The organism is Enterobacter sp. CP102, from assembly GCF_025152625.1.
GTDB classification, from domain to species: Bacteria; Pseudomonadota; Gammaproteobacteria; order Enterobacterales; family Enterobacteriaceae; genus Enterobacter; species Enterobacter soli.
Window position 1 is genome coordinate 2,451,405 of record NZ_CP104014.1, and the last position, 12,093, is coordinate 2,463,497.

At 54.1% G+C, this 12,093-nt stretch carries 14 protein-coding genes; 8 read left to right on the forward strand and 6 right to left on the reverse strand.

Annotation, left to right across the window (positions count from 1 at the left end; translation table 11 throughout):
- Positions 1 to 24: 24 nt before the first annotated feature.
- The 3 genes from N1249_RS11585 to N1249_RS11595 are packed head-to-tail and all read right to left on the reverse strand — an operon-like array spanning position 25 to position 3,377.
- Complete coding sequence (locus N1249_RS11585) at positions 25 to 1,680, reverse strand: iron ABC transporter permease (protein WP_259829398.1); 1,656 nt, start codon at positions 1,678 to 1,680, stop codon at positions 25 to 27.
- A 39-nt stretch (positions 1,681 to 1,719) separates the two neighbouring features.
- On the reverse strand, positions 1,720 to 2,688 hold the full coding sequence (locus N1249_RS11590) for an ABC transporter substrate-binding protein (protein WP_166715375.1): 969 nt from the start codon (positions 2,686 to 2,688) through the stop codon (positions 1,720 to 1,722).
- Complete coding sequence (locus tag N1249_RS11595; protein ID WP_259829400.1) at positions 2,685 to 3,377, reverse strand: ABC transporter ATP-binding protein; 693 nt, start codon at positions 3,375 to 3,377, stop codon at positions 2,685 to 2,687. The genes N1249_RS11590 and N1249_RS11595 overlap by 4 nt, the downstream gene beginning before the upstream one ends.
- A gap of 136 nt (positions 3,378 to 3,513) precedes the next feature.
- Between N1249_RS11595 and N1249_RS11600 the strand changes: the two genes are divergently transcribed.
- The 3 genes from N1249_RS11600 (at position 3,514) to N1249_RS11610 (ending at position 5,035) form a co-directional block, all read left to right on the forward strand.
- Positions 3,514 to 4,086 (forward strand): flavin reductase family protein, encoded by a 573-nt coding sequence (locus N1249_RS11600; protein ID WP_259829402.1) that lies wholly within the window; start codon positions 3,514 to 3,516, stop codon positions 4,084 to 4,086.
- Positions 4,087 to 4,212: 126 nt separating this feature from the next.
- On the forward strand, positions 4,213 to 4,575 hold the full coding sequence (locus N1249_RS11605) for a CHAP domain-containing protein (RefSeq protein ID WP_259829404.1): 363 nt from the start codon (positions 4,213 to 4,215) through the stop codon (positions 4,573 to 4,575).
- A 1-nt stretch (position 4,576) separates the two neighbouring features.
- Positions 4,577 to 5,035 carry a YbjP/YqhG family protein gene (locus tag N1249_RS11610; protein ID WP_259829406.1) on the forward strand — a complete coding sequence of 153 codons (459 nt, stop codon included), beginning with the start codon at positions 4,577 to 4,579 and terminating at the stop codon, positions 5,033 to 5,035.
- Between the two features lie 110 nt (positions 5,036 to 5,145).
- Here the strand turns inward: N1249_RS11610 and fusA are convergent, their stop codons facing one another.
- On the reverse strand, positions 5,146 to 7,245 hold the full coding sequence (fusA, locus tag N1249_RS11615) for an elongation factor G (RefSeq protein WP_259829417.1): 2,100 nt from the start codon (positions 7,243 to 7,245) through the stop codon (positions 5,146 to 5,148).
- Between the two features lie 161 nt (positions 7,246 to 7,406).
- On the opposite strand from fusA, the gene N1249_RS11620 reads away from it, so the two are divergent.
- Positions 7,407 to 7,706 (forward strand): helix-turn-helix transcriptional regulator, encoded by a 300-nt coding sequence (locus tag N1249_RS11620; RefSeq protein WP_014070388.1) that lies wholly within the window; start codon positions 7,407 to 7,409, stop codon positions 7,704 to 7,706.
- A gap of 35 nt (positions 7,707 to 7,741) precedes the next feature.
- Positions 7,742 to 8,287 (forward strand): GNAT family N-acetyltransferase, encoded by a 546-nt coding sequence (locus N1249_RS11625; RefSeq protein WP_259829420.1) that lies wholly within the window; start codon positions 7,742 to 7,744, stop codon positions 8,285 to 8,287.
- A 48-nt stretch (positions 8,288 to 8,335) separates the two neighbouring features.
- Here the strand turns inward: N1249_RS11625 and N1249_RS11630 are convergent, their stop codons facing one another.
- Entirely contained in the window at positions 8,336 to 8,938 is a 603-nt protein-coding gene (locus N1249_RS11630; protein WP_259829422.1) for a helix-turn-helix domain-containing protein, read from the reverse strand.
- A 43-nt stretch (positions 8,939 to 8,981) separates the two neighbouring features.
- On the opposite strand from N1249_RS11630, the gene N1249_RS11635 reads away from it, so the two are divergent.
- Both N1249_RS11635 and N1249_RS11640 read left to right on the forward strand, forming a co-directional pair.
- Positions 8,982 to 9,668 (forward strand): B3/4 domain-containing protein, encoded by a 687-nt coding sequence (locus tag N1249_RS11635; RefSeq protein WP_259829423.1) that lies wholly within the window; start codon positions 8,982 to 8,984, stop codon positions 9,666 to 9,668.
- 27 nt (positions 9,669 to 9,695) lie between these two features.
- The gene (locus tag N1249_RS11640) at positions 9,696 to 10,589 is read left to right on the forward strand and encodes a dihydrodipicolinate synthase family protein (RefSeq protein WP_259829424.1); all 894 of its coding nucleotides are present in this window, start codon (positions 9,696 to 9,698) and stop codon (positions 10,587 to 10,589) included.
- Positions 10,590 to 10,599: 10 nt separating this feature from the next.
- Here N1249_RS11640 and N1249_RS11645 read toward each other — a convergent pair whose 3' ends face one another.
- Positions 10,600 to 11,493 carry a PhzF family phenazine biosynthesis protein gene (locus tag N1249_RS11645; protein ID WP_259829426.1) on the reverse strand — a complete coding sequence of 298 codons (894 nt, stop codon included), beginning with the start codon at positions 11,491 to 11,493 and terminating at the stop codon, positions 10,600 to 10,602.
- A gap of 256 nt (positions 11,494 to 11,749) precedes the next feature.
- Here N1249_RS11645 and N1249_RS11650 point away from each other — a divergent pair, with 256 nt between their 5' ends.
- Positions 11,750 to 11,959 (forward strand): YdgH/BhsA/McbA-like domain containing protein, encoded by a 210-nt coding sequence (locus N1249_RS11650; protein ID WP_182061216.1) that lies wholly within the window; start codon positions 11,750 to 11,752, stop codon positions 11,957 to 11,959.
- Positions 11,960 to 12,093: the final 134 nt, after the last annotated feature.

Genomic DNA, 12,093 nt, shown 5'->3' on the forward strand with positions numbered 1-12,093 from the left:
TGCCCACTGGTGCAAAAGTGCTTTTTATCTTTGGGTATTGCGCTGCATGATGCCAAGCGCACTCAGCATCAAAATCAGCCCGGTGATGAGCGTCAGCGTTGCCATCGCCATCCCTTGTCCTACCGAACCCTGTTCGAACTGTCGCCAGATAAAGACCGACACCGTCTGCGTTCCCGCTGGCGCAAGTAATAACGATGTCACCAGCTCACGCGAGGCGATAGCAAACACCATCAGCATCGCCGCCAGCAGCGCAGGCGACACCAGCGGCATCACGATAAAACGTAACGCCTGAAATGCCGACGCCCCGTGAACCCGCGCGGCAGGCTCCAGATTACCGCCAAGTTGGCGCAACGCGCTGCCCACATAACGCACCGGCCACGGCAGGAGCAAACAACAGTACGACAGCAGTAAAATGACCCAGGTGTTATAGGGAGAAACGGGCCAGAAACGCTGATTCCACAGAAGGATCAGCCCGACACCCACCACAATCCCGGGCAGCGCGGCTGGCATCAGCGACAGCGCATCCAGCACCGCGCGCCCTTTTATCTTCTGCACAACCACCAGCCAGGACGCCAGCAGCCCCAATATCCCGGTGATACAGGCGGCACCCAACGCCAACGACAGACTGGTGCCCAGCGCAGAAAGCGCGTCCCCCTGCTGGCTAAACAACGCCACATAATGTGACATTGTCACGTTAGCCAGCGTCACCCCGCCTGACAACGTTCCTAATACACCGGATAATGCCATCGACGCCCCCGGCAGGATCACCGCAATACCGCCCACTAGCGCCATCAACATCACTATCGGCAGCGTAAATACGCTCGCGTTCGCCCCGCTATTTTCCGTTGGTTTGCCGGTCACGCTGGTGACATCATGATGTCCGGTCAGCTTTTTCTGTAACCCCCACGCCGACAGGGCGATAACCACCAGCACTACAGAAAGCATCGACGCCCCGGAGAGATCCACCGGCCAGTCAGCCAGTTTCTTTTCGATATCCGTGGTTAACATCAGCACGCCCGCGCGGGTGCCCAGCGCCGCAGGCACGCCAAACTCCTCAATGGCAAGGGTAAATGCCAGCAGCATTCCTGCTGCCAGCGCAGGTGACAGCATCGGCAAGGTGATATGCCAGAATGCTCTGGCGGCACTCGCACCATGAACGCGGGCCACCAGCGCCAGACACTGCCCGCTCGCCAGCAGGCTACGCGACACCGCAAAATAGACCACCGGGAAAATATTCAGCGCCATCACCAGCACGATGCCGGCTTTACTGAACAGCACATCGTTGAGATTGATACCGGTTATCTGCTGGAGGTAGCCGTTGGTTTGCAATACCAGCATCCACGACAACGCCGCAATATAGGGTGGTGTTAAGAACGGGATCAGAAAAAGCAAATCCCACAGCCGTGGTGCAGGCAGGTTCAACAGCCCCCGCGCAACCCCAAGCGGAAAACCAATTAAGGCGCTCACCAGCGCAACGCCGATGGCAATCTGAAGCGTTCCGCCAAGCATCGCGGGCAGTTGTGGCTCTGCCAGCAGCGTGCGAACGCCGCTAAAGGCACCGCTAAAATCACCTGCGCTAAATTGCGGGAACACCGCCTGTAATGCGATAAACGACAACGGAAACGCCACCAGGATAACCAGCAGCGTCAGCGTTATCGCAGACAAGAGTCGTTGATTCACGAGAGGTTCCTGAAGACGGGGTTGCCCCCGTCAGGTGGATTACAGGGCGAAAATGGCGTTGAAACGCTTGAGAATATCGCCGCGCGCGCTGGAGCCATCGCTTTTGGTTGGCAGCACTTTCAGCTCGCCTAACAGCGGACGTTTCGCTTTCACATCATCGCGGGCTGGCATCAGCCAGGCGTCGGCTACCATTGCCTGACCTTCTGGCGACAGCACGTAGTCCACAAAGGCTTTCGCATCGTCGGCATGTTGCGTCGATTTAAGGATCATCATCGGACGCGGCGCAATCACCGTACCGCTGGCCGGGAAGATAACCTTCAGGGATTCCCCCTGGCTGATGTTGCCATAAGAGACATAATCCACCGCGCCGAACACGGCCGCTTTCGCGCCCTGCATCACCGGCGTGACGGCCTGTGCGTTCGGGCCGCTTACCACCATGCCGTTCTTTTTCAGCTCATCAAACAGCGCCCAGGCTTTATCGCCCATCCCGTTTTGCAGACCGATCAGCAAATCCAGCGATGCACCAGACAGCGCCGGGTCTGGCGTGGTGACTTTGTCTTTAAAGGCGTCGGTGGTCAGGTCCTGCCACTCTTTCGGCTCTGGCGTCCCGCTTTTGGTATTCCAGACGATCCCGAGCGCCGACACCCCTTGCGCGACGAAGTCGGTAGATTTGAGGTCCGCCGGGACTTTTTCCGCATTGGCGCTCTGGTACGGCAGCAGCCAGCCACGGGTATGCAGATCTTCTGCGGTATCCCAGGATGCGGAGATCAAAATATCCGCCTGCGGGTTGGCTTGCTCTGCTTCCAGACGAGCCATCACCTTGCCGGTCGTGGCCTGGAAGATGTCTACTTTCACGCCAGTTTTCTTTTCAAATCCCGTTGCCAGATTTTTAGCAAGCGATCCCGGGCCTGCGGTATAGACAGTCAGCGCGTGGGCGCTGGACATCATGACGGACGATAACGCCATTGCGAGCAGAACTCCTTTTTTCACGGACATTGTGGCTTTCATGCAAACTCCCCTGAGGATGAAATCAAACGATCGGCAGCAACGCTGCCAGCAGATAAATGCACGATGCGATCGGCCAGGATTTCAGCCTCCCGGCGGTCGTGGGTAACGTACACGGCAGTCGTCCCGAGCTGGCGCAATAGCGTGGCCATCTCCTGACACAGTGATTCACGCAGTTCGCTATCGAGGTTGGAGAGCGGCTCATCGAAGAGCAGCACGCGGGGTTCGGCGACAATGGCGCGGGCAAGCGCCACGCGCTGCTGCTGCCCGCCCGATAAGCCGGCCGGTTTACGCCCGGCAAAATCCCCCAGCCCCACGCGCGACAGGGCCTTCGCTACGCGGGATTCACATTCCGGGCGAGGAATATTGCGCATCTTTAACGGGAAGGCGACATTCTGCGCCACGGTCATGTGCGGCCACAGGGCATAGTCCTGGAAGACCATACCGATATCGCGTGCGTCAGGCGGTAATGACCACCCTGCTTTCGCAACCAGGCGATCGCCAAACAGGAGTTCGCCCGAGGCAGGCTGTGTCAGCCCGGCGAGCAGACGGAGCAACGTACTTTTACCGCACCCTGATGGCCCTAACAGCGCAACCACGCTGCCTGCCTCAATGTGCAGATCTATCTGATTCAATACAGTATTCGCGCCAAAAGCGTACGACACCCTTTTGAGCGTTATGGAAGTGAGCATATTGTTATCCTCTTTGGGATTTACTGTCGGCCACTGTAGGGAGCGAGTGTGACGAAAACATGACGCTAATGTTGCGTCTTGATTTCTTATGCGCTTCAGTCGTTTAATGCCGATAGCCACGTTGAGAGGAAAATCTATGAGCGCGTTTCGCCCTGTTGAGTTAAAGCACGCCAGCCGTCTGCTGAATCACGGCCCTACGGTGTTGATCACCAGCCGTGATGAATCTATCGATCGCCGCAACGTGATGGCTGCCGCCTGGTCGATGCCCGTCGAGTTCGAACCGCCGCGCATTGCCATCGTGGTGGATAAAAGCGCCTGGTCCCGCGAATTAATTGAGCGCAGCGGTAAATTTGGCATCGTGATCCCCGGTGTGGCGGCAGCAAACTGGACATATGCAGTCGGCAGCGTAAGCGGGCGTGATGAAGATAAATTCAACTGCTATGGCATCCCGGCGATCGATGGCCCGGTACTTGGCCTGCCGGTGATTGAAGATAAATGTCTGGCGTGGATGGAGTGCCGGTTATTGCCGATCACCTCTGCCGCGGAGAAATACGATACGTTGTTTGGGGAAGTGGTTTCCGCTGCAGCGGATGAACGCGCATTTGTGGCCGGACGCTGGCAGTTTGACGGGGACAAGCTGAATACGCTGCACCACCTGGGCGCCGGAACGTTTGTGACCAGTGGGAAAATGGTGAAGGCACCGGATTGATATAATTAATCATATCACGATGAATTATATCGATTTTTGATGACATTTTATGCTTAGCATCTTATCGCTAAAGGGAGGATATTTCTGACGCTGTTGCAATAACAGCCTCTCGATAAGGAAATATCTATGTCATGGAATAAGCATGAAGCAGTGTCATATGCGCGAAGTCACGCGAGTCTTCGCAGTGATGGTTATTGTGCCCGTGCTGTAGCAGCAGCTATAAGAGCGGGCGGATTGAAAATTGAGGGCGCTGATGCCAATGACTTCTGGCGTTCGCTTGAAAAAGCCGGATTTTCAAAAGTGTACGGCAACCCAATTGAAGGTGATGTGGCTGTTATAGATGCGTTACCTGGTCCACATCAGCATGGGCACGCATGTATTTACGATGGCTCCGGAACCTGGTATTCCGATTTTAAACAGAACAGTCTTTATCCGGGGCCAACATATCGAAAGATCCAGCCTAAAATCACAATTTACAGGCACCACTAATATGAGAAATATCTTTCTACTTTTAGTGTTGTCTTCTTGCACAGCTATGTCAGCTCCGAACGATCCGGTTAAGCAAGCTGTTGAATTCAATAATTGGTATGTAAACCAAATCAGCAAGGATGTATTTCCAATTACTGCCGGGAACGAGATTGACAAGTACGTTACAGCTTCAACAATGAAGAAACTGCGGCATACACAGGATCCTGATTACGGTGAAAATGGAGAAGACTTTTACGACGCGGATATTTTTCTAAAGGCTCAGGATATTGGTGATGACTGGCCCGGTAATGTAAAAGCCATTGCTGGAGATACCGACCCTGTCTGTGTGAACGTATACATCGCATTCGGAAAAAAGCAGGATCATATAGTCATTGACTGTATGGTAAAAGAAAATGAAATCTGGAAGGTGCAGTCAGTCGCCAGTGTTGAATTTTTAAGAAATCTAGATGTTCCGGAATGACCCAATCGGCGATATGGCGTAGATACTGATGCAATTCATTCTTTGCGAATCTCCTGTCGTAGCAATAATACACACGGCAGTCATTTAGCTGCCGTGTGCATTTAATTATCTTACTTCGTACGCCCTGCAATGATTTCATCCGCTACATTACGCGGAGCTTCCGCATAATGATGGAATTCCATCGTGTAGGTTGCGCGCCCCTGCGACATCGAGCGCAGCGTGGTGGCATAACCAAACATCTCGGCGAGCGGCACGTCAGCGCGAATAATCTGGCTGCCATACTGCTCTTCCATGCCCTGCACCATACCGCGACGGGATGAGAGATCGCCCATGATATTCCCGGCGTAATCTTCCGGCGTTTCCACTTCGACGTGCATCACAGGCTCAAGGATCACCGGATCCGCCTTGCGCGCCCCCTCTTTAAAACCGAGGATTGCTGCCATGCGGAATGCCATCTCCGAGGAGTCGACATCGTGATACGAACCAAACGTCAGGGTCGCTTTCACATCCACCACCGGATAACCCGCCAGTACGCCGGTGTTCATGGCTTCGCGCAGCCCTTTTTCCACTGAAGGAATGTACTCGCGCGGCACCACGCCGCCTTTGGTGGCATCTTCAAATTTGAAACCACTTCCCGGCGCTAATGGTTCAAGGCTCAGCACCACATGACCGTACTGACCTTTACCACCAGACTGGCGTACAAACTTGCCCTCGATATCTTTCACCGCTTTGCGCAGGGTTTCGCGGTAAGTAACCTGCGGACGGCCAATGTTCGCCTCTACGCCAAACTCACGTTTCATACGGTCGACGATAATTTCCAGATGCAGTTCTCCCATCCCGGAGATAATCGTCTGCCCGGACTCTTCGTCAGTGTGCAAACGGAACGACGGATCTTCCGCCGCCAGACGCTGCAACGCGATACCCATTTTTTCCTGATCCGCTTTGGTTTTCGGCTCGATCGCAAGGGAGAGCACCGGGTCCGGGAACTCCATACGTTCAAGCGTGATCACCGCATTCGGGTCAGTCAGCGTATCGCCGGTTGTCACATCTTTCAGGCCAACACAGGCGGCGATGTCGCCCGTTCGCAGTTCATCCACTTCGTGCCGGTCGTTGGCGTGCATCAGCACAATACGCCCGATGCGCTCTTTTTTACCTTTCACCGGGTTGTAGACCGCATCGCCTTTTCTCAGCACGCCAGAGTAAACGCGGATAAAGGTCAACTGCCCGACATACGGGTCGCTCATCAGTTTGAACGCCAGCGCTGAGAACGGTTCTTCATCGCCTGGATGACGTTCTGCGTGTTGCCCTTTTTCGTCCACACCATCAATGGCCGGGACGTCCAGCGGCGATGGCATCAGCTCGACAATGGCATCCAGCATTCGCTGCACGCCTTTATTTTTAAAGGCACTGCCGCACAGCATCGGCTGGATCTCTCCTGAAATGGTGCGTTTGCGCAGTCCACGGATAATATCGGCCTCATCAAGCTCACCGGTTTCAAGGTATTTATCCATCAGCTCATCGCTGGCTTCCGCCGCCGCTGACACCATTTTTTCCCGCCATTCCTGGGCGGTACTCAGCAAGTCATCAGGCACTGGCGCATAGGTAAACACCATGCCCTGCGTAGCATCGTCCCAGACGATAGTGCGCATCTTGATGAGATCAACCACGCCGCTGAAGTGATCTTCAGCACCAACCGGGATCACAATCGGCACCGGATTGGCTTTCAGGCGATCGTGCATCATCTGCACCACGCGGAAGAAATCAGCCCCCGGGCGGTCCATTTTGTTGACGAACGCCAGGCGCGGTACATGGTATTTATTCGCCTGACGCCAGACAGTTTCCGACTGCGGCTGTACGCCACCCACGGAGTCATACACCATTACCGCACCGTCGAGCACACGCATGGATCGTTCCACTTCAATGGTGAAATCCACGTGCCCGGGGGTGTCGATAATATTGATCCGGTGCGGCTCAAACCCTCTGTCCATACCCGGCCAGAAGCAGCTAACGGCTGCGGAGGTAATGGTTATTCCGCGCTCTTGCTCCTGCGCCATCCAGTCAGTAGTTGCCGCGCCATCGTGTACTTCACCCAGTTTGTGACTCATCCCGGTGTAAAACAGGATGCGTTCAGTGGTGGTCGTTTTACCGGCATCGATATGCGCGGAGATACCGATGTTGCGATAACGTTCGAGCGGGATGGGTCGGGGCATGATATTTCCTTAAGTCTCTAAGACTCTGTTGTGAAGGCCAGGATGGCCGTGTATTCATTCGTTTGCTATAATAGTCCCATTGTACGAGTATTATCGAACTATTTTTTGATGATTGACCTATTGTTGATATAGCTCAATCTGATGCCTGACGCAGGAAAACTATGATCCCAAACCACCCTGAACCTGAACAAATACTGCTGGAAAATGTGTTGTTTGCCCTCGGCAACCCGCTACGCTTATCGATAATCCGCCGTCTTGCCGATGGCGAAGAACTGAGCTGTAATGCCCTGCGGCCTGAAGACGTGGTGAAGTCCACCATGACCCATCACTGGCGCGTTTTACGCGACAGCGGTGTGATCTGGCAGCGCCCTCAGGGGCGAGAAAATATGATTTCCCTGCGAAGAGACGATCTTGACGCCCGCTTTCCGGGGCTGATGGCAATACTGTTACAGGTGAAATGAACCCCGCGTAGCCATTTGTCGATAAGGAGCCCAGTTTGCCCGTTGAAACGAAACGCCTGTGCCTTCGCCCCGTTGTGGCATCCGATGCAGACGCCCTGTTCCGCATTTATGGCGATCCGGCCACCAACACCTTTAACCCTTCCGGCCCCTATCCTGACCTTCATCATGCAGAAACGGTGCTGGAACGCTGGATCCGCCACCGTGAACAACACGGATTTGGCAACTGGGCTATTTCACTTCTCGATACCCCAACAAGCATCATCGGCTTTGGCGGGCTGAGCATTCTTAGCTATGACGGCATCACGATTAATAATCTCGGATACCGTTTCGCCACCGAAGCATGGGGAAAAGGGCTGGCCACTGAATTCGCTGAAGGCGCGCTGAAATACGGATTTAACGCGCTGAAATTACCGGAGATCGCCGCCGTGGTCAGAGGAAATCACCTGGCATCGCAAAAGGTGCTGGAAAAATCGGGGCTGAAGTACATCCGGGAAATTCATGACGTAAAAAATGCGCCCCCTAGCCTGCTGTATTCCATTTCGCAGCAGGCATGGCTGAACGAGCAGAGATCGTTATGCTGATAGCGGATTTGCCGTGCAGTGTGTCCGACAAATCTTATCGCTCATCACTCAGGATGCTTTTTCATTTACCGTCATGATAAATTTCAGTGGGTGCTCGCCCTGGTTCTCGTAGAAATGAGGGACATCGGTCCTGGCGGTTGCCGAACAACCGGTTTTCACCACGTACTGATGATCCTGTACTCCAAGCGTAAGCGTTCCTGTTTGCACATAAAACAGTTCGAGGGTTCCTTCAGGGTGTCCGGGTGAGGCAAACTTTTCTCCCGGCTGCATTTCCCACATCCAGAGCTCCGTCATATCGGGGCCACCGGACCCCGCAAGAAGCCGCGCCCGTCCACCTTTCTCACCTTTCCAGAGCTCAGGGATTTCATCTTCCGCGATAAGATGCACCGTCGGTTTTGAGCTGACATCAACAAAATCAGCCACTGAAACACCCATCGCTGCTGCCAGGCGGCATAACAGCGCAATACTCGGGTTCGCCTTACACCCTTCGATTTCAACCAGTGCGCCTTTGCTGACCCCGGCCCGACGAGACAGCTCATCGAGGGACATTTTCTTTTGCTTGCGATACAGCTTAATCCGCTGAGATACCGCTTCATTTACGGTGCTGACAATGGAATTTGCATCGGTCATTAAATTGACTTTTTTGGTCATAGGTCATTATCATGAAATAAATTGGTCATTAAAGGATTATCCCGTGCTAACAGTATCTCCGTCAATTGCCCCGGAAATTTATCGTATTGCGCCTGGTTTTCGGGCGCTGAGTATCAGCGTAAAAGCCGCGCCGGTAGTGAACCCTGGCGCTGGAGAGATAGCGCTACGCGAAGCCTGTGAAGCCATACTGGCAGGCGGGCCCGAATGGGCAGAAGCTCATCTGGCGGCATGGGCAGATGTTTTTCAGAAGTTTGGCGCCAAACCAAAGCGGACACCGTGTTCCGCCGAGGCATTGCGCAAGCGCGTATTGCGTGATGGTATGATGCCGGCACTCGACCCTGTTGTTGATCTGTATAACGCCGTGAGCCTCCGTTACGCCATTCCCGTTGGTGGCGAGAATATTGCGGCCTACCAGGGTGCTCCGTGTCTGACGATTTCAGACGGCACAGAACCTTTTGATACGGTGAAAGATGGCGAGCCTGCTATTGAGTACCCTTCCGCCGGGGAAATTATCTGGCGGGACGACACAGGCGTGACCTGCCGCCGCTGGAACTGGAGGCAAGGAATCAGGACACGCCTGGATGTGGAAGCCCGGCAAATGTGGTTTATTCTGGAAAGCCTGCCACAAATGCCGCTGGAACAACTTCATGAAGCCGGAAAAATGCTGACGGATGGCCTTGAAAAAATGATGCCAGGCCTGTGGTTTGACGTGACGCTTCTTACGGAATAACACTCAATATTTTGCTGGAGAAACAACATGTTCACTGGTTTGTGCGCTTTCCCGTTAACCCCTGTCACCGGCAACGATGTTGATGAGGCTGGATTCAGGAAGATCCTGTCGCGTCTCACCGCCGCACGGGTCGATTCCCTGGGGATTTTGGGCTCGACAGGAAGTTATGCCTACCTGACACGGGAACAACGCAAACGTGTTGCTCTCCTTGCCCGTGAACTGGCCGGGGATATTCCGATGATGGTCTGTGTCGGCGCCATCAGCACCGATGCCATTCTGTGTCTGACGGAAGATGCCCAGCAGGCAGGCGCGGATGCACTGCTCCTGCCCGCAGTCAGTTACCAGTCACTCAGGGATGACGACGTGTTCAGCCTCTTTGAAACGGTGAGCCGGCACACATCACTGCCGATATGCGTGTATGACAATCCCGGCACAACGCATTTTACGTATTCGGATGAACTGCACGGTCGCTTGTCATCGCTGGATGGCGTTGGCTCGGTCAAAATCCCAGGCGTACCTGATACGGCACAAGCGGCTGCTGAACGCGTCAGGAACTTACGCAGTCAGCTCAAACCGGGTGTGACCATCGGTATCAGCGGTGATGCTTTTGCAGGCCTGGGGCTCAATGCGGGGTGTGAGATTTGGTATTCCGTCTGCGCAGGGCTATTCCCGGAAACCGCAATACAGATAACCCAGGCGGCGGCGATGAAAGATCATGCCCGGGTTACCGCCCTGGTTGCGCGCCTGGAGCCCTTATGGGCGCTTTATCGCAAACATGGCGGCAGTATCCGCGTGGTGGCCGCTGCGGCGGGCGTTCTGGGGCTGACTGACGTTGACTGCCTGCCCCGCCCGCTTCAGCCATTATCCGCCGGTGATATTGCAGAGATTGCCAGCGTAATAACGTTGTTAGATCTGAAATAGCCTGTTTACGTCAGAGGCTAAACGTACCTTCCATGGTAATGACGCTCTTGCCACCCACTCTGACCAGCGGCTCACCGGACGTCGCATCGTAGTGGGTATAAAGCGAGCTTGCGCGCCCCATATCCACACCCTGGCGGATATGCAGTGCGAGCGTCTTTTTATCCTGAAGCGTTGCCAGCAGGGCCGTGACGGCGGCGGTTGCGCTGCCCGTCGCCGGGTCTTCGGTCATACGCGGCGTAAACATCCGCGCGTGAAGATCGCATTGCGCGTCGGGATCGGATTCTGCGACCCAGGCATAAATAGAGACCGCCCCATCAAGCGGCAGGAGTTCCCGAAATCCCTGTAAATTTGGCACACACTGGCGTAACGCCTCGCGTGAGGCCAACTCCACCACCAGGAATGGCAACCCTACCGACGCGACAAGCGGGTTATGCGTTTTCGTGCTGATATCCTCTGCGTCCAGAGACAGACAAGCGGCGACTTTTTCAGGACTCACTTCAGAGCGGCAGGATAATGGTTCGGGCACAAGCAGTTCAGCACCAGTAACCTTGCCGTTATCTTTCAGGATCGTAATCGGGACCAGTCCGGCAATTTCTTCGAACCGCAGGGTGTCAGGCACCACATCACCCGCCAGAACGGCATATTGTGCCAGGACATAGGCGGTGCCTACGTTGGGATGCCCGGCAAATGGAATTTCACGCGAGGGGGTAAAAATCCTGACTCGCGCAGTGTTTTCCACCTTATCAGGTGGCAAAACGAACGTTGTTTCGCTGTAGCCAAACTCAACCGCAATCCGTTGCATCTGTTCGGTACTCATACCTTCAGCATCTAAAACAACGGCAACGGGATTGCCGAGAAAAGGGGTATCCGTAAATACATCAGCAATGGCATAACGTCTTTTCATTATTGGTCCTGGAGTCAATGAAGTAGCGCCACTTCATCATTACACAGTAAAACCCCCGAAAGGTGTTTTTTTCACTCAAAGCAGGCAGTTACGGAATTTCGATACGCGGTGGATCCACGAACCACAAAAATCATTCTATTTTTCTGAATGATGCAAGCAAATTGTTTCGATTTTAATCACCTCATGCTCGTCCTATTATTTATCACATCAGGGCAACACAGCCCATACCGAACAAAATAACTTAAGGAATACGACCATGAAAACCATCAAAACTTTAGTTGTAGTTTCCGCTCTTTCTCTGATGTCTTTCGGTGCTTTCGCGCAGAGTATCAGCGCTAACGCATCCACCCTGGATCGTGCAGAAGCCAAAATTGCCGCGCAGGCAGCTGAACAGGGTGCGTCATACAAAATTACCAGCGCTCAGTTTAATAACCGCGTCCATATGACGGCTGAACTGACCAAGTAAGAGGGTCACCTTTCCTCTCGCAGCAGCAAAACCCTTTAGCCCCCTCGGGGGCTTTTTTGCGTCTTATCTCACCTGAAAATCAGGCAACATTTCAACGGTTCATTTTTGCCCCTGACTCGCACTTTTCGGATCGT